16 protein-coding genes are annotated in these 17,630 nt (G+C 41.1%); 10 read left to right on the plus strand and 6 right to left on the minus strand.

Translation table 11 applies throughout. The annotated features are described in order from the left end of the window. Positions 1 to 54: 54 nt before the first annotated feature. The 3 genes from ACUXV0_RS11140 to tpiA all read left to right on the plus strand — a co-directional run bounded on the left by ACUXV0_RS11140 (position 55) and on the right by tpiA (position 4,094). The gene (locus ACUXV0_RS11140) at positions 55 to 780 is read left to right on the plus strand and encodes a YebC/PmpR family DNA-binding transcriptional regulator (RefSeq protein ID WP_446189626.1); all 726 of its coding nucleotides are present in this window, start codon (positions 55 to 57) and stop codon (positions 778 to 780) included. Between the two features lie 200 nt (positions 781 to 980). Beyond that, positions 981 to 3,203 (plus strand): DUF5916 domain-containing protein, encoded by a 2,223-nt coding sequence (locus ACUXV0_RS11145; RefSeq protein WP_446189627.1) that lies wholly within the window; start codon positions 981 to 983, stop codon positions 3,201 to 3,203. Positions 3,204 to 3,332: 129 nt separating this feature from the next. Then, complete coding sequence (gene tpiA, locus ACUXV0_RS11150; RefSeq protein WP_446189628.1) at positions 3,333 to 4,094, plus strand: triose-phosphate isomerase; 762 nt, start codon at positions 3,333 to 3,335, stop codon at positions 4,092 to 4,094. Between the two features lie 189 nt (positions 4,095 to 4,283). Here tpiA and ACUXV0_RS11155 read toward each other — a convergent pair whose 3' ends face one another. After that, complete coding sequence (locus ACUXV0_RS11155) at positions 4,284 to 4,970, minus strand: molybdopterin-dependent oxidoreductase (RefSeq protein WP_446189629.1); 687 nt, start codon at positions 4,968 to 4,970, stop codon at positions 4,284 to 4,286. A gap of 80 nt (positions 4,971 to 5,050) precedes the next feature. Further along, positions 5,051 to 5,626: a DUF1684 domain-containing protein gene (locus ACUXV0_RS11160; RefSeq protein ID WP_446189630.1), complete on the minus strand. Its 576-nt coding sequence runs from the start codon at positions 5,624 to 5,626 to the stop codon at positions 5,051 to 5,053. Positions 5,627 to 5,709: 83 nt separating this feature from the next. Between ACUXV0_RS11160 and ACUXV0_RS11165 the strand changes: the two genes are divergently transcribed. The 4 genes from ACUXV0_RS11165 (at position 5,710) to ACUXV0_RS11180 (ending at position 11,119) form a co-directional block, all read left to right on the plus strand. Further along, the gene (locus tag ACUXV0_RS11165) at positions 5,710 to 6,327 is read left to right on the plus strand and encodes a rhomboid family intramembrane serine protease (RefSeq protein ID WP_446189631.1); all 618 of its coding nucleotides are present in this window, start codon (positions 5,710 to 5,712) and stop codon (positions 6,325 to 6,327) included. Further along, positions 6,324 to 7,178: a LytR/AlgR family response regulator transcription factor gene (locus tag ACUXV0_RS11170; protein ID WP_446189632.1), complete on the plus strand. Its 855-nt coding sequence runs from the start codon at positions 6,324 to 6,326 to the stop codon at positions 7,176 to 7,178. The genes ACUXV0_RS11165 and ACUXV0_RS11170 overlap by 4 nt, the downstream gene beginning before the upstream one ends. 146 nt (positions 7,179 to 7,324) lie before the next feature. Further along, positions 7,325 to 8,071 (plus strand): hypothetical protein, encoded by a 747-nt coding sequence (locus ACUXV0_RS11175; protein WP_446189633.1) that lies wholly within the window; start codon positions 7,325 to 7,327, stop codon positions 8,069 to 8,071. A 63-nt stretch (positions 8,072 to 8,134) separates the two neighbouring features. Then, on the plus strand, positions 8,135 to 11,119 hold the full coding sequence (locus ACUXV0_RS11180; RefSeq protein WP_446189634.1) for a glycoside hydrolase family 3 N-terminal domain-containing protein: 2,985 nt from the start codon (positions 8,135 to 8,137) through the stop codon (positions 11,117 to 11,119). A 1-nt stretch (position 11,120) separates the two neighbouring features. Here ACUXV0_RS11180 and ACUXV0_RS11185 read toward each other — a convergent pair whose 3' ends face one another. Both ACUXV0_RS11185 and ACUXV0_RS11190 read right to left on the minus strand, forming a co-directional pair. After that, entirely contained in the window at positions 11,121 to 11,516 is a 396-nt protein-coding gene (locus tag ACUXV0_RS11185) for a hypothetical protein (protein ID WP_446189635.1), read from the minus strand. A gap of 123 nt (positions 11,517 to 11,639) precedes the next feature. Further along, on the minus strand, positions 11,640 to 14,027 hold the full coding sequence (locus ACUXV0_RS11190) for a glycoside hydrolase family 95 protein (RefSeq protein WP_446189636.1): 2,388 nt from the start codon (positions 14,025 to 14,027) through the stop codon (positions 11,640 to 11,642). A 128-nt stretch (positions 14,028 to 14,155) separates the two neighbouring features. Here ACUXV0_RS11190 and ACUXV0_RS11195 point away from each other — a divergent pair, with 128 nt between their 5' ends. The 3 genes from ACUXV0_RS11195 to ACUXV0_RS11205 are packed head-to-tail and all read left to right on the plus strand — an operon-like array spanning position 14,156 to position 15,886. Further along, positions 14,156 to 14,785, plus strand: coding sequence for a class I SAM-dependent DNA methyltransferase (locus tag ACUXV0_RS11195; RefSeq protein ID WP_446189637.1), 630 nt, complete (start codon positions 14,156 to 14,158; stop codon positions 14,783 to 14,785). 3 nt (positions 14,786 to 14,788) lie between these two features. Then, positions 14,789 to 15,400, plus strand: coding sequence for an alpha-ketoglutarate-dependent dioxygenase AlkB family protein (locus ACUXV0_RS11200; protein WP_446189638.1), 612 nt, complete (start codon positions 14,789 to 14,791; stop codon positions 15,398 to 15,400). A gap of 9 nt (positions 15,401 to 15,409) precedes the next feature. Then, positions 15,410 to 15,886: an N-acetyltransferase family protein gene (locus ACUXV0_RS11205; protein ID WP_446189639.1), complete on the plus strand. Its 477-nt coding sequence runs from the start codon at positions 15,410 to 15,412 to the stop codon at positions 15,884 to 15,886. 48 nt (positions 15,887 to 15,934) lie between these two features. On the opposite strand, the gene ACUXV0_RS11210 is transcribed toward ACUXV0_RS11205, so the two are convergent. Both ACUXV0_RS11210 and ACUXV0_RS11215 read right to left on the minus strand, forming a co-directional pair. Next, positions 15,935 to 16,768, minus strand: a complete 834-nt coding sequence (locus tag ACUXV0_RS11210; RefSeq protein ID WP_446189640.1) for a ferritin-like domain-containing protein — start codon at positions 16,766 to 16,768, stop codon at positions 15,935 to 15,937. 17 nt (positions 16,769 to 16,785) lie between these two features. After that, a complete protein-coding gene (locus ACUXV0_RS11215; RefSeq protein WP_446189641.1) occupies positions 16,786 to 17,508 on the minus strand; it encodes a ferritin-like domain-containing protein in 723 nt (240 codons plus the stop codon). Positions 17,509 to 17,630 lie beyond the last annotated feature (122 nt).

Raw genomic sequence — 17,630 nt, forward strand, 5'->3', positions numbered from 1 at the left:
GATTCCTTTTTTACAAAGACTTAATTTTACCGTCACAATTCTAAAAACATATCAATGGGAAGAGCATTTGAATTCAGAAAGGCACGAAAAATGAAACGTTGGAGTACGATGGCCAAAACCTTTACCAGAATAGGTAAAGACATCGTAATAGCTGTAAAAGAAGGCGGTCCAGACCCGGCCTCTAACTCCAGACTTCGTGCTATTATTCAGAATGCCAAGGCGGCCAATATGCCAAAGGCCAATGTAGAGAGTGCCATCAAAAGAGCCTCATCTAAAGATCAGGAAGATTATAAAGAGATCGTTCTGGAAGGGTATGGTCTGCACGGTGTGGCTGTTTTGGTAGAATGTACCACAGACAATAATAACCGTACCGTAGCAAACGTGAGAAGTTATTTTTCTAAAACTGGTGGCAGTTTAGGTACCAATGGAATGCTTGATTTTATCTTTGAAAGAAAGTGTATTTTCAAAGTTGGTAATAAGGAGGGGCTTGACATGGAGGAGCTTGAGCTTGAGCTTATCGACTTTGGTGTAGACGACATCTTTGTAGATGAAGAAACAGGCCTTATTAATATCTATGGCGAATTCAAAAGTTACGGTGATATTCAGAAATATTTGGAAGAAAATGATTTTGAAATTGACAGTTCCGGCTTTGAGCGTATCCCTTTAGATACCAAAACATTAAGCGAAGAAGATTCTGCTGAAGTAGACAAACTTCTGGAAAAACTGGAAGAAGATGATGATGTACAGAATGTCTACCATAATATGGTTTTGGCAGATTAACCATTGCACTTCAAAAAATTCAAAGGCCGACCCTACACGTCGGCTTTTTTATTGTCTCATTTGCCACTTTCCTCTACTCAATTAGTTGCTGGGTTGACAAAAGTCCATATTCCGTAGACTCTATAGTTAATTATGACTATTTCCTGAGCCTCTCAATTGCCTAACTTTGCAATCACAATCTGACTCTTAACTTCCTCAATTTGAACAAACTAATACCCCTTCTGTTTTTTTGCTTTGCATTAAATGCTCAACAGATAAAACACGACCCCGCCAACTACACACTACAGGCCTATCTTGCAAATGAGGAAATTAATTTAGATGCCGAGGCTAATGAAATGGTTTGGCAAAGAGCACAAAAAGTAGGTGACTTTTGGCAAAAATTCCCAACTTCTGATAGGAAATCAGACGCTAAAACGGAGGTAAGAGTGGCCTACGATGATAAGTTTCTTTACTTTTTCATTGAGGCTTATGACAGTACTAATAACTACATAGCTCCTTCATTAAAGAGAGATCAGAGTCTTAGGGAGCAAGACGGTATAACTGTGGTGCTAGACCCTGTTAATAAACAAGCCAATGGTTTCGGATTTGGCTGTACGCCTAATAATGTTCAGAGTGAGTATCAATATGCCAATGGCTTCAATGAGCTTTCCTTCGCCTGGGATAATAAGTGGTTTTCTGAAGCCAAGAGATTAAAAGATCGTTATGTCATAGAAATGGCTATCCCTTTCAAAACTCTACGCTATAATGCGTCTAACACCATTTGGGGAGTCAATATCATTAGAAGTGATAGGAAAAATAATGAGTTTTCTACCTGGACAAATATCCCCGTACAGTTTACCGGTATTGACCTTGGGTATATGGGCGAGCTGCATTTTGAAGGTAAGCTAACCCAACAAAAAGGAAATGTATCCATAATCCCTTATGTAGCAGCCAACGTAAGCTCTGACAAACAGAATGATTTACAAAGCACCACCAAAGTAAACGCTGGCCTAGATGCTAAGATAGCCGTGAGTCCTTCATTAAATCTAGACCTTACGGTTAATCCTGACTTCTCTCAGGTAGAGGTAGACCAGCAGGTCACTAACCTAACCAGGTTCTCTATTTTCTTTCCTGAAAGGAGAACTTTCTTCCTGGAAAACAGTGATATATTTTCAGAATTTGCAGCTCCTCCTTTTCGACCATTCTTTTCAAGAAGAATCGGTTTAGATGAAAACGCTCAGCCTATCCCAATTTTATTTGGAGCCAGACTGAGTGGCAACCTAACTGAGAAAACAAGAATAGGGGTCATGAATATGCAGACAGCCGCAAAAGACGATTTTGCTGCTCAAAACTATACTGCCGCCTCAGTTCATCAAAGATTTGGTAGTAGATCTGTCATTAAAGGTTATTTTCTTAACAGAGATGCCACCGGAGAAGTGGCAGAAGCTGGCTTAAGTTCACTGGATAAGTACGGAAGAAACCTTGGTGGTGAATTGAACCTGATTGATAAAGCTGGTGTGAATCAATTTTGGGCGGGTTATCATCATTCGTTTAAAGAAGGCCTGAATACTGAAAATAACTTTTATCAGTTTGGTGCAGGTCACTTCGGTAAGATTTTCGAAGGCTTTATTGATGTTGCCAAATTCGGTAAAAACTATTACGCAGACCAAGGTTTCATTAACAGAATAGAAACCTACGCCCAAACAGGCTTTAGTTATAATTTGCCTGACACCACTATCAGGGCGGGATTCACCCAAATGTATAATGAAAACAATTTGTCATTTAGACCTAAAGACAAAAAACTAGTTTTGATTCAGCTGGGTCAGAGTAACTATGTGGTATGGTTTGCTGATGGAAGCCTGAGCGATAGAGCACATTCAGTACTGGCAAATCTAAGATTTAGAAATACTTCCGGCCTCTATATGGAATACCTGGTAAACCATGATAATCTCCGATACTACTTCCCTTTGCCTCAAAATAAACCTTTAAAGCCTGGGACTTATGACTACGGAAATCTGACCATAAATTACACCGGCGATACTCGAAAAAACTTTATTTTAAATGGCGGTGTGGTACTTGGCACCTACTATAATGCCCAGCTACGTCAATATAACTTAAGTTTATTGATGAGAAAGCAGCCGTATGTAAACATGACTTTAAGTGCACAGTTTAACGACCTTATTTTCCCGGAGGAATTCGGGAGAACTAAGCTTTGGCTGGTAGGCCCACGAGTGGAAGCCACATTCTCAAATAAGCTATTTTGGACTACCTTCTTACAGTTCAATACACAGGTGAATAATTTCAATATCAATAGCCGTATTCAATACCGATATGGCCCAATGTCAGATTTCTTCCTGGTGTACTCTGATAATTATTTCACCGACACTTTTTCAAATAAAAACAGAGCTCTGATTTTTAAATGGAATTATTGGCTCAGTTTATAATCTTTTGGTTCTATTGCTCATAAAGCAAAGCATTTCTTAACCTTACAAAAAACGCCTTTTCTTTCTGCCTCTGTATTAACCTACTATCTTTGAGGCTCAATTATATACTTTAAGGAATTTAAATAAACGATGAGAACAAAATACGCTGCCGGTAACTGGAAAATGAACATGAGTTTTGAGGATGGTCAGATCCTATTTTCAGAAGTCACCAATATGGTTAAGGATGAAGTGGTAAACCCGAATGTGAAAGTTGTGATGGGTGTACCTGCTCCATATTTGAGTTCATTCAGCAAGCTGATCAATACAGAGAAAGTGAGCATAGCTGCTCAAAACTGTTACCCAAAAGCTTCAGGAGCTTACACTGGTGAAGTTTCTGTACCAATGCTTAAGTCTGCCGGGGTAGAGTATGTGATTATTGGTCACTCTGAAAGAAGAGAATATTTCAATGAAACAGATGCGTTTATTGCAGAAAAAGTTGATGCAATTTTAGCCGAAGGCTTAACTCCAATTTTCTGCTGTGGCGAAACTCTGGGGCAACGTGAAGAAGGTGTACATTTCGACTTTGTGAAAGGTCAATTAACCAATAGCCTTTTTCATCTGGATGCAGATGCTCTTCAAAAAGTAGTGATCGCTTATGAGCCAATCTGGGCTATCGGTACAGGGGTAACGGCTAGCAGCGACCAAGCACAAGAAATGCATAAAGAATTAAGAGCTCATCTGGCTTCAAAATACGGAGCAGAGGTAGCAGAAAATATTTCTATTCTTTACGGTGGTAGTGTAAAGCCGGGCAATGCTCCTGAGCTTTTCTCTCAACCTGATATTGACGGTGGTTTAGTAGGAGGTGCCTCTCTAGACTCCAGAGGATTTACGGATATTGCGAAGTCTTTTTAAGAAGACAAGACAAAAGACTATTATGGAAAAGACCTCTTAAACTTAGTTTGGGAGGTCTTTTTATTTATATTCGATTACAGGCGAAAGTGCTCAAAGTTGTTTGCCTTTTCTGTAAGATTAAACTACTTCATGCTCCTATCATATACATGAGCTGAAAGCAATAAAGTCTTACATCTAAAGTGTCAAAAATCAAGAATACCTATCATTTCTCCATGGATAGGCCGTATCAGAATAACCGCGTTCTTCCCAGAAACCACGTTTATTGGCATTCAGGAATTCGATCCTTTTAATCCATTTAGAACCTTTCCAGGCGTAAAGCTGCGGGGTTATCATGCGGCATGGGCCGCCGTGCTCCAGCTCCAGAGGTTCCCCGTATACAGTATGAGCCAGCAGTACGTCAGGTTTTAAGGCTTCTTCTATCGAGACGTTGGTGGTATATGTATCATATCCATAACACATAATATGAGTAGCACTTTCTTGAGGCATCACCAAGGCTGCCAAATCAATAAGGCTAACCCCTTTCCAAGGCATATCCATCTTACTCCAGGTGGTTACACAATGAAAATCAGAAGTGTCCTCTGTTTGTGGCAATGCTAAGAAATCATCCCATTTCAGCACCACCGGATTCTCCACTTCGCCGTCAATGGTTAGTCTCCATCGATCTTTAGATACATCAGGATGATAACCTAAATCCAGCACCGGCCATTTCTGGGTCTCTGTCTGGCCAGGAGGCAGCTGAGGCATTCCATGTCTGTTGGTGGGCCCTGTACCCAAAGGTCTATCATCGGCCAGAGAAGGTGTTTCACTCATTTGTTTTTCAAAACGAGCCTTCAACTTCATTCTCGCCTCTACGATTCGGTCTAGTTTCTCCTGCATACTTTTTTGCTGTAGACTTATCTAACGAATGATAGATATGAATGGTTTTATGAATTATGATTCCTCTTTTTAAAAGAGACTTAGTCATACTTTATCTCTCCGGCGTAATTTTTCTCTCCGGCTTCAATTCTAACCTTTAAGTGGTTTTCCTCTGGTGGAATTGGGCAATTATAACCGGCAGAATAAGCACAATAAGGATTATAGGCCTTATTAAAATCAAGCCATATTTCACCTCCTTCCAGCTCCTTCATCCTTAGATCCAAGTATCGTCCTCCACCGTAGGTCTCGGGGCCACTGGTAAGATCTTTAAAAGGAATGAATAGGTAATCTTTATACAGAGGATTACGCATCAATGCCATACTTCTGTAGACATTTAGCTTTGCCTTTTTCCCGTTGACTTTGAAGGTCAATTGACCAAAAACTGAATAAACCTTCGTTTTTCCCGAAGAAGTAGGAATTTCAAATGGCTCACTTTTCTTTACCGCTTTAAATTTACATTTCACTTTAAAAGCCTCATTTGGCTCATAAAATCGTATATTATCAATATCACCTTCTTGAAGAGGAGAGTTTTCAGAGGCTAAAAAATCAGCTTTATAATGTTCTCGATGCTCTTCTATTTCTTTCACAAAACCTTGGGCAAGGACATTGCACTGCATGAAAAGAAGGGAAATAAATGGTAACAGCAAGTAGCTTTTCGTAATTTTCGGCGATATCATAGACGCAATATAAACCATAATTTATGTCAGTAACTATTCTTTTGGTCATCGCTACGGTCATTGCCAGTATTTATGCCTGGAGAGACCAAACCTTAAGAAATAAGTGGATTCATAACCCTTACTATGCCAATAGAAATAAGGAATACCACCGTCTATTGACATCAGGTTTTATCCATGCCGACTACCTTCACCTGTTTTTCAATATGTATGCCCTATACCTTTTTGGTGGTGTAGTAGAGCAGTACTTTGCTGTCTTCTTTGGTTCAAAAGCCATTCTGGCTTTTCTTGGTTTATATGTATTGGGAATTATTGTGGCTAACCTCCCTGACTTTGTGAAATACAAAGACAGTATAGGTTTTAATTCTCTGGGAGCATCAGGAGGAGTATCTGCTGTCGTTTTTTGTTCGGTCATTTTAAACCCGATGATGGAGCTTATGATCTTCCCGATTCCTATTGCCATGCCTGGGTATATTTTTGCGGTGATCTATGTGGCTTATTCAATTTTCATGGAGAAAAAACAAATGAATAATGTCAATCATATGGCTCACCTCTGGGGAGGGCTATGGGGTGTGGTCTTTATTCTGCTACTGGAACCTAGCTCCTTAAGCCGCTTTATTGAACAAATCAGACTGCCATTTTGAAACTAAAAAAGCTCATACAGCAGCCCTACCCTTTTGTAGATAATGATCGCTCAGCTCCTGAGATATTGCTACGCTCATTTTTGGTTGGGATGTTTATTGCAGCTTTTCTTCTCATTTTTCAACCTTTTGGCATCTCCAAGTGGAAGACTGTAGCTCCGGATTGGTACCTCTACACAATGGGATTTGGTGTGGTAACTTTCGTGTGCTTATTGATTGTTCGCTTCGGTGTCATAAAGCTCTTTCCAAAGTTCTTTAATGAAAAAGACTGGACTATAGGGCGTGAGATTTTTCTCAATATCGGTTTCCTGATTTTTATTGCTTTTGGCAATTTCTTATATGAAGTCGCCTGCATTACTAAAGATTGGAAAAACCATCAATTTCTCTGGAACCTTCTTACCGTGATAGCCATTGGGATATTCCCAATTGTCTTTGATGTCTTGTCTACTTACTACCGTGCCCTTAAAAAATATAGACCTTTAGAACTCTTTGAAAGTGAGGTAGCTCCCCAAACAACGGAGATTATACTCACTGCAGAAAATGGTACTGATCAATTGAAATTCAATTCTGACGAGCTTCTTTACATTGAGTCAGCAGATAATTATTCCAAAATTGTATTGACCACAAAAGACCCGGTTTTACTCAGAGGAAGCCTTTCCAGAATGACGAGCCAGATTTTGCAGGATCACATCAAAAGATGTCATCGTTCTTTTGTTGTCAATTTTGACAAAGTCAAGAAAGTCACTGGAAATGCACAGGGTTATAAACTTGAGCTAAAAGACAGTCTGGAGGTCATACCTGTGGCCAGAAAATACAGCGACTTGGTGAATGAGTTAAAGGCGGCAAAGGCCTAAATACCCTTTGTCAAACATCCCAAAAGGCCCCCAAACAACCCAAAACCTTGCTGTTTAGCACAACTCTTTGCCCAACATCCCTTTGATTTTTGGAGTAGCTAAGACCAAAATACATTTGAGTCATCAATCAGAAAAGCAATAAGATTATGAAGACTCAAATTTTCACAAACGCCTTAATAATTCATGTAATTGCCGGCATACTCTCCTTGATTTTCGGCCTTGTGGCTATGACAAGCAGAAAGAAGGGAGGGAAAGTCCACAATGTATCGGGGCAGATATTTTACTGGAACATGGCCATCATTTTTGTCACCACCATTTTATTCACCATTCTATACCCTTTTGAACTGAAATATCACTTCTTTCTCACTATTGGGATTGTTAGTTTTTATCCCACTTTTACAGGAAAGCGATTGTTAAAAATGAAGAAGAAAATAGAAGGGAAATGGTACGACTACTTCGCTTCATATCTAATGTTTGTCTCTTCTTTGGTTATGATAGCCTATGGCATTTATCTTCAATTCTTCAACCCGAATGAACTCGCCATTCTATTTTTGGTTTTCGGGCCATTTAGCCTTGTGCAGTCCTGGTCAGATTTACGCATTCTTTTAGGTAAGAAAAAAGCAGAAAAGATGCACTGGTTTCTGGGACATGCCGGTAAAATGATAGGAGCATACTCAGCTGCAGTCACCGCTTTTTGTGTAAACGTAGTACCTAGATATTTCCCTGAAAACACGCCTATGATAGCGTACATTATGACCTGGGTATTGCCAGGTGTAATATTCGGAATTGTATCGGCAGTAACTATCAAAAAATACAGAGCTAAATTTGCTGGCAAAGCAGCCAAAAAGAACCCCTTAAGAAGGAAGACAAAAGACACTTTGGAGCTCGCTTAAGTTCGGATTTGACCTGACAATACCCTACTTTTGCACGATTACTGCACAGTACACTTCTGAATCATGCAAAAAAGACTTAGGTCAAACACGTACTTTCCTTTACTGATCACCGGATTATTTTCATTAGGGTTTATTGCTCTTGGGATGTCAGATTCCGGAAGCTTTGAGCGTGCCTTTTCTACCGATCCTGAAGACGAGAAAGTACAGAAAGAGTGGGCTTGGGCAGATAGTGTTTTACAGACACTTACGCTTAAAGAAAAGATAGGTCAGCTTTTCATGATTCCGGCCTACTCTAATAAAAATGAAGCCTATTATAACTCTGTAGAAAACCTCATTGAAGACTATCATGTAGGAGGTGTCATTTTCTTCCAGGGGGACCCTGACACACAGGCAAGGCTAACCAACAGATATCAGACCGGACGTGATGTGCCACTTTGGGTGGGCATTGATGCTGAATGGGGCTTAGGTATGCGATTAAAAAATACCATGTCTTTTCCCAAGCAAATAACCCTGGGAGCCATTTCAGACGATCAGCTCATTGAAAAAATGGGTTATGAGATAGGTTTGCAGTGCAAAAGATTGGGAATTCATATCAATTTTGCCCCTGTAGCTGATGTAAATACCAATCCTGAGAATCCTGTGATCAATTACAGATCATTTGGCGAATCGCAGGAAAAAGTAGCTCAAAAAGCCAGTGCTTACGCTCGCGGTCTCAAAAGAGCTGGCGTTATAGCGGTGGCAAAACATTTCCCTGGTCATGGAGATACAGATGTTGATTCCCATGTCTCACTACCAGTAGTGGCACATGGTAAAAACAGACTTAACGAAATAGAACTCATACCATTCAAAAGACTAATAGATGATGGTATTGATGGTGTAATGACTGGTCATTTATTCGTACCTGCTCTGGAGCCGGCGAGTAATACACCTGCCACTGTATCTGAGAATATCGTGACCGAATTCCTGAAAAATGATCTGGGTTATGACGGCCTTACCTTTACCGATGCCTTGAATATGCGAGGTATTACCAAGGGCTACGATGCCGGAGGTGCAGATCTTGCGGCGTATAAAGCTGGAAATGATGTGCTGCTACAAACAGCCAATTTACCCGCAGCCTTTTCAAAAATTCACTCGGCTTTTACAAAAGGAGAATTAGATGAGTCTGATCTCAATAAGCGAGTTCATAAAATACTTCGTGCCAAATATCGTGTAGGTTTAAGCGAAGTAAAACCTGTGCAGTTGACCAACTTGGTATTTGACCTGAATAACGATAATAGTTTATCCGTCAAAGATCAGTTGTTCAAAAAAGCCGTGACCATTGCCAGAGTTCAGCCCGGTATTATTCCTTTTATTCAGCTAGATACCCTATCTATAGGTTCTGTGGCTGTAAGTGGTAGCAAGGCCACTTTCCAGAATCAACTCGGCACTTTTGCCAAAGTCATAAACTATAAGATGGATGTAAAGCCCGGCTCTTCCAAAGACTGGCAGTACATCGTAGACCAGGCCGATGTACTAGACTATATGATTGTAAGTGTTCATGACATGAACAGCCGGAAATCTAGAAACTTTGGTGTATCTCCCTCTACCATTCAGATGATCAGAGCCTTATCGGCCAAAACTAAAGTTATCATTTGCACATTTGGTAATCCTTATGGTCTGCAGCTATTCGATGAATTTCCGAATGTTATCTGTGGATATGAAGAAGAGCCAGAGGCCTATAAAGCTGTGGCTGAGACGCTTTTTGGTGCTTTATCTGCCAATGGGAAATTACCTGTGACAGCCTCATCTGTAGCAAAAGTTAATATAGGAAGCACTTCCGCTAATCTCGGGAGGCTAACAGAAGACTTCCCGGAAAACGTGGGTATGAGCAGCCGTAAGCTTAGAGAAATAGATGGAATCATTAATGATGCGATTCAGGAGAAAGCTTTTCCAGGTGGACAGGTCTTAGTGGCTAGAAGAGGAAAAGTGGTTTATCACAAAGCCTATGGAACATTCAGATATGACCAGGATGAACCTGTAACCACGGAAACCATATACGATCTGGCCTCGCTTACCAAAGTCAGTGCTACACTCCAAGCGGCTATGATGTTGAATGAGCGTGGTTTGCTGGATTTAAATCTTAGAGCTGCCGACTATTTACCTGAGCTGAAAGGTACCAATAAGGCCAATATGAGAGTGGGTGACATCCTTTTTCATCAAGCTGGATTAAAATCTTTTCAGGCATTCTGGACACATACTAAAACTCCAAGTAAGGCTTTTAGCGGACACTATTACGAGTTTCAGCCAACAGAGGATAATCTTCAGGTTGCTGATAATTTATACATCAAACCGGCTATCAGAGATTCTGTTTGGCAATGGCTCATAGACACAGATTATACTACCAGAAGAAACCGAGATGGCTCTTTCAGGTACCTGTATAGTGACCTGGGCTTGATCATGATTCAGCGAATCATCGAGAAAGTATCTGGCCAGCCATTGAATGAATTTCTGGAGCAGAACTTATATGAGCCTTTGGGAATGACCAGAACTTTGTTCAATCCCCTTGATAAGTTTGATAAAAGTGAAATTGCACCCACTGAAAATGATCAGATTTTCCGTGGTCGTCAGATTTGGGGAACGGTTCATGATCCTAACGCTGCCTTACTGGGAGGAGTAGCCGGGCATGCAGGATTATTCAGTACGGCCTGGGATCTGGCAAAGCTTTATCAGATGAATCTTCAGAAAGGAGCCTATGGTGGCCGTAGATATTTATATCCTGAAACAGTCAAACATTTCTCCACCAATTATACGGCAAAGAGCCATCGTGGCATAGGCTGGAATAAGCCACACCCTGATGCCGACCTATCGAGTATTGCAAGCAATGCCTCACCGAATACTTACGGACACACAGGTTTTACGGGAACTGTGGTATGGGTAGACCCCGATCGTCAATTGATTTTTATTATGCTGGCTAACCGTGTTTACCCAAGAGATAATAACCGAAAACTAATGCAGCTAGAAGTAAGAAGAAGAGTTCACGAGGTAATTAATGCGGCGATCGAGTCTTAAACTATTTGGCCATAATACCTCTTTTTTGCATCAGTGGCACCTCACACAGAGCTTCTTCACTTATCGTATTAGCAGAAAGAAGGAAAGTCTGTTCCATGAGTTTATTGTCTTCAAAAAAGGTGACTTTAAACTCATTATTAAGCTTGAAAAGCTCGGGTTGTATCAACTCAATTTTAGCATACGATTTAGCGGGTAGAAGGTCAATTTTCTTTCGCATCAAAGAAGTCTGATCTTTATTATCATACCCATGTGAAACAATGATGACCATTTCCAGAGGGTCATTTTTATCATTGATGAGGTAAACATTCCAATCGTCACTTTGAAAGACTTCATTGTACTCTTTTACCACGGCCAAATGCACGTCCTTTACCTCTGGAATTTCAATGTCTTTTTTCATTGCTCTTGTCAATTAGGCCGTAAAATTAAGAGAGCTTTTGATAGATACCAAAGCAGAGTGAACTACTCAAAATATATGTTTTCAGAGTAATTGTGCCTATCAGTTTAAGATAGAGAATAGTTTCTAAAGCTCCTCCATATATATCTTTTCACCTTCTGTCAAACGAATATTCTTCATTTGATCTTTATACACTAAAATCGTCTCCGTCCCTGGTTTTGAATAAACAGTCACAGAATTTAGCTTCCCATCTGACCAGCTTAAATCTACTTCAAAACCTCCTCTGGCACGTAGTCCTTTCACTTCACCTTTTTGCCAGGCATCTGGCAATGCTGGCAAAAGATAGATATGGTTCTCATCAGACTGAACAAGCATTTCTGCTACAGCCGCCGTACCCCCGAAATTACCATCTATCTGGAAAGGCGGGTGGGCGTCAAATAAGTTTGGATAGGTACCTCCGTGCCCTTCATTTTTAGGTCTGATGGCATCTGGTTTTACATAACGCAGCAGCTCACGGTACATTTTGTAGGCGTGATTTCCATCCAATAAGCGAGCCCAAAGATTAATTCTCCAGCCTTTGCTCCAGCCTGTAGTTTCATCACCTTTAATTTCTAACGACTTCTTAGCGGCCTCAGCTAGTTTGGGAGTTTCTTTTACGGTAATATGTCTGCCCGGGTGTAGACCGTACAGATGAGACTGGTGCCTGTGAAAGGGCTCGGCATCCTCCCAGTCGTGATACCACTCTTGCAGATTCCCCTTATTGCCTACTTTATAGGGTCTTAATTTCACCAAAGCCTGCTCCACTTCAGTCCTGAAATCGTTATTGATTTCCAGAATCTCCATGCTGGTGACCAGATCTAAGAAGAGTTCTTTGATCATGCCTATATCTGCAAAAGCACCATAGAGAGTGGCTCCTTTGTATCCTTTATCTGTGATATACACATTCTCTGGTGAGGTAGAAGGCGAAGTCACCAGCGTTCCATCAGGGGCTTCTACCAGCATATCCAGGCAAAATTCTGCTGCACCTTTCATGAGAGGGTACGCGTAATTTTTAAGCCATTCCTTATCTTTTGAAAAGGCATAATGCTCATATAGATGAGCCGAAGCCCAGGTGCCACCCATGGCCCAGTTTGCCCATACAGGGTCACCATCACCAAAATTGCCCACGGGGTTTGTCATAGCCCAGATATCTGAGTTATGTGAGGCAGTCCAGCCGTCTGCACCGTAAAATGTTTTGGCAGTAACCGCACCCGTTTTTGAGAGGTTCTCAATAAACGTCAAAAACGACTTATGCATCTCGGGTAGGTTTGTGATTTCAGCCGGCCAGTAATTTTCTTCTGCATTAATATTCATGGTGTAATTACTACTCCATGGTGGCCTCATGTAGGGATTCCATAGCCCTTGCAGATTGGCAGGAATACCCTTGGTACGTGAACTGCTGATCAAAAGGTAACGACCGTATTGAAAATAAAGCGTTTCTAAATAAGGGTCTGTAGCTCCCTTTTCGTAACGTAAAATTCGTTCGTCTGTCGGAAGATTGCTTAACTTATCTTCTCCCAAGTTAAGCTTTACTCTATTGTAAAATTCATGATAATCTTCCAGGTGATTTTTCTGAAGCTGCTCTGTAGATTGACTTAAAGCTCCTTGTAATTGCTGCAATGCAATAGCCTTTTCATCTAGGCCTTCTCTATATGGATCTTTGTCAAAACCATTAAAACTAGTGGCCAAACTAAGCACCACCGTGGCCTCATGAGCTCCGTTAATACTTAGGGAGGAATCTGTCAAAACTGTACTTCCGTCGTTTTTCAAAACCCCAACCATACCACTAAACCGTGTGCCACCATCCTCCTCATAAATAATGGGGTCTGTATTTTGATTATAATAACTGGGGTCTATTCTCACAGGAGCTTTTCCATTCTTATGCAAAAACTCACCCTGTGCTTTTGATGAATTTCTAAGCTGACTATCCATCTTCAGAGTGGCGAAAATGCCATCCGGCGAATCTGTTTTAAACCTCATCACCAAGGCCTTATCTGGATGCGAATAGAAATAAGAACGCTCAAACATATGCCCCAGATGCGTATATCTGATATTGACGGTGGCATTATCCAGATCTAACTCGCGGTAATAATCATCTACTGGTGTATGTCTGAAGTCTATGGTGAGATCACCCAGTGGAGCAAAAGACTGAGAGAAAGAGCCCTGAATAAAATGCATTAAACTATCTGCGGCCTTATAATCTTCATTGGCCAATGCCTCTCTCACTAAAGGCATATAGGTATGAGCCTCAGGGTTCATATAAGGATCCACAGGCTCGCCCGCCCATAGACTGATATCATTGAGATATAATTTCTCCTGATCTGCACCACCAAAAACAGTAACGCCAGACCTGCCATTGCCTAGCACCAAGGCCTCTTCAAAATGATTTGCCGGCTCATCAAACCATAGTTTTAGAGGGTATTGCTGAGCAAACGAAAAAAAGGGAAGCAGCAGAAGTAGAGATACTTTTTTCAATAACATCGTTTTGTAATCAATTAGAGCCTTCGTCAGGAAATGGTCAATTTGATTTGCCAATTTAAGGCTTTAAGAAGAGAACTTAAGAGTCAATTCAGCTAATTTGCATTTGACAACCTTTAGAATAGATGAGTGTAGAGCAAGCCTATAACGAATGGTCAAAACAATACGACACCAATAAAAACCGAACCCGAGATGCTGAAGCTTTGGTGCTTCGTGATATGCTACGTGGACAGACCTTTGAGCATATTCTGGAAATAGGCTGCGGTACAGGAAAGAACTCCATTTTTCTGGTAGAGAAAACCAAAAAATTAACAGCCGTAGATTTAAGCCCTGAAATGCTGGCCATTGCCAAAAGCAAGGTAGATGATTCAAAAGCTAGTTTTTCCGTTGCCAATATTCTCCATGATTGGACATTCGCAATTGAAAAAGCAGATCTGGTTACTTTCAGTTTAGTTCTGGAGCATATTGAAGACTTAACAGCCATTTTCAAGAAAATAGCTACTGTTACCTCTTCAAATGCCAAGGTTTATATTGGCGAGCTTCACCCTTTTAAACAATATACAGGCACTAAAGCTCGCTATGAAACAGAGGAAGGTACACAAGTGGTAGAGTGTTATACACATCATATTTCTGAATTTGTAGATGCCGCGAATTCAGCTGGATTTAGGCTTTCCAAGCTCCGGGAACGTTTTGATGAAAATAACAAAGAATCTATTCCACGTATTCTCGGTTTACTCTTTGAAAAACAGGCATAAACAATGCAATTATTTGGTCCGTCTCCAGATCAGAATCTCTTACCTTTTGATGGCGAAGTCTTTTATTTCAGAAGAATTTTTGACTACCCTCGGTCAAAGCAAACTTTTGAAACGCTTTTCAATGAAATTGACTGGAAAAACGATGAGGCTCATATCTTCGGAAAGAAAATTATTACGAAACGCAAAGTAGCCTGGTACGGAGACGATGCATTTGCCTATACCTATTCAAAGAATACCAAAACGGCCCTTCCGTGGACAAAGGCATTGCTCAGCATCAAAATCGAAACTGAAAAACTCAGTAAAGAGACTTATAATAGCTGTCTCCTAAATCTATACCACGATGGCTCAGAAGGGATGGGATGGCACACCGATAATGAACCCGAAATGAAAGAAAATGGGGCTATTGCCTCCTGGAGTTTTGGAGCCGAAAGAAAGTTTGTCTTTAAGCACAAGGTCTCGGGTGAAAAAGTAGAAATTTTATTAGAGAACGGAAGTCTTCTTATCATGAAAGGAGAAACACAGAAACACTGGCTTCACAGATTGCCACCAACAAAGAAAATTCATACCCCAAGAATCAATCTTACGTTTAGAACATTTGTCGATGTGAATGCATAATTTGGTCAAATGGAGCAAAAACTAGCCATTCGGGAAGCGACTCTTGATGACCTGCCAATATTACTGCCCTTTGAGCAGGCAATAATAACTGCAGAGAGGCCATTTGATCAAACTTTAAAGCCAGACCCAATCAATTATTATGATATCGGTGAGCTCATCGTGGCCGATAATTCGGTGGTAATGGTAGCAGAACTCAATGATGAAATTGTAGGATCAGGCTATGCTCAAATCAGGGATGCAAAGTCTCATTTAAAACATGATCAATACGCTTATCTCGGGTTTATGTATGTGGATTCTACAGCGAGAGGGCAAGGCATAAATGGAAAAGTATTACAGGCATTAAAAGATTGGACAGCCGATCAAGGCCTCTCCGAGATTCGTCTTGAAGTCTATTCTCAAAATGAGCCCGCCATAAGAGCTTATCAGAAGGCCGGCTTTTCAAACCACCTCATCCAAATGAGAATAAACCTGGATGATGAGACATAAAAAAATGGCAGAAAGATTAACCTCCTGCCATTACATTCAATTTTACTTTTAGCTTACTATAAATAGGCTAGCGATAGCCACGGCCGTTTCTCCCGTCATAGGCTCATCATAGGCCTCGGTAGACGCACCCATAGTAAATGGAGAATCTGAACCTAGAGTGGTAACATCTACCCCTCCTTGTGTGATATTCTCTTCCCCATCGTATACCGCTTGTGCTGCGGCAGGTACTCCTGCACCACGTTCGTTATTGGTGATCCACCCTTTTAATCCTCTGATTCTTCTGATTTCAGAAGCATGTCTTGCCTCTACTGAATGAATCTGTAAAGCAGGCGTCAGATAAGGGGTTCCCATCAGCTCACCAGCCTGGCCTTTATAAGCTCTTACGCCAGTATCTTCAAACGCCTGAGCTAAAGCCAATAGCTGGGCATATGCGGTGGCTTGACCCACACCATTATTATTAAAAGGATCAAAAGCCCCTCCTACTGTAAAGTCGAAAGTTGGCTTTGACACCGGAGTTACACCTGCATCTGTTAACCCGGCAACTAAAAAGTCTACGTGAGCCTGCTCATGCTGAGAGATTTGCATATAGACCTTCTCTTCTCTGCTACCGGCAGGTATCACCCCAGACTGTAAGGCCAGGTCGTAAAACTCATCTTCCAGATACTCCAGAGTTAGAGCCAGCTGTAGTGCCGATACTGCGTCTTGAGGATTTTTAGCATGAGCTTTTGTGGTAGACATCACCCCTAAGCCTAGTGGAATAGCAGATGCTGCCAGATTTTTCCCGATTTCACCGAGCGAACCAAACATTTGGCGTCTCGAGTTTTTTACGTCTTCTTGTATATTTTCTGAGGTAAACTCAGAAAGAAATTTAATGATATTCATAATTGACTGTGTTTGAATTAAGGTAATTGATTTGCTGTGAATGCCGTTTTCACAAAGCCTGTACCACCCACGGCGGCCAGTATTTCTGAAGGCATCATGGCGGCATCAAGGCCGTTGGCATCCACAATGTCATCTCCCGCAAAATCCTTCGAATCAGGATTAATAAGAGATCTGATAGCAGAGGCGTGTCTGGCTTCTACCGAGACTATTTTACCTGCTAAAACCAGGTAATCTGCATTAGTAATCAGATAACCTGCCCCATTATAGGCTGCCACACCGGTATCTTCTAGTACCTTGGCTGTAGCCAATACATGATCTCTGCTGCTGAAATCTAAATCACCATAGTCAAATTCCAGATCAGGCGTGATAAGGTCTGTATTTCCGCTGGTAGCTGCATTTAATGCTGCTCTGAAAAACTCTCTGTGGTTTACCTCATGATTATAAAGATCTGTAAATACAGTCTTCTCCAAATCTGAGATACCGCTGTAGAATGAATTAACCACTTTAGTATAGAAATCAGCTTCTAACTGCTCCAGAGCATAAGCATAATTTAAAACTCCCAAATCTCCAGACCCTAGGTCGAACACAGGTGCGTCCGGGTCGGGCATCGGGTCTACCATTGAATCTTTCTCGCAGGCTGCCAGCACACCGGCACTCGCCAGGGTAAGACCACTGATCTTTAAAAACTGCCGTCTGTTAGATGGCTTTGTTGAATGAACTTTGACTATTTGCTTTTTCATATTCCAAATGTTTAGGTAATGAACTTGAGGTCTACCTACGACTCCAGAGAAGCATTTAGATCATTTGGGAAAGATTATTTTGCCTCGGCCTTCACACAAGAAAAACTGAAATATGATAATAA

Source organism: Jiulongibacter sp. NS-SX5 (assembly GCF_052828545.1).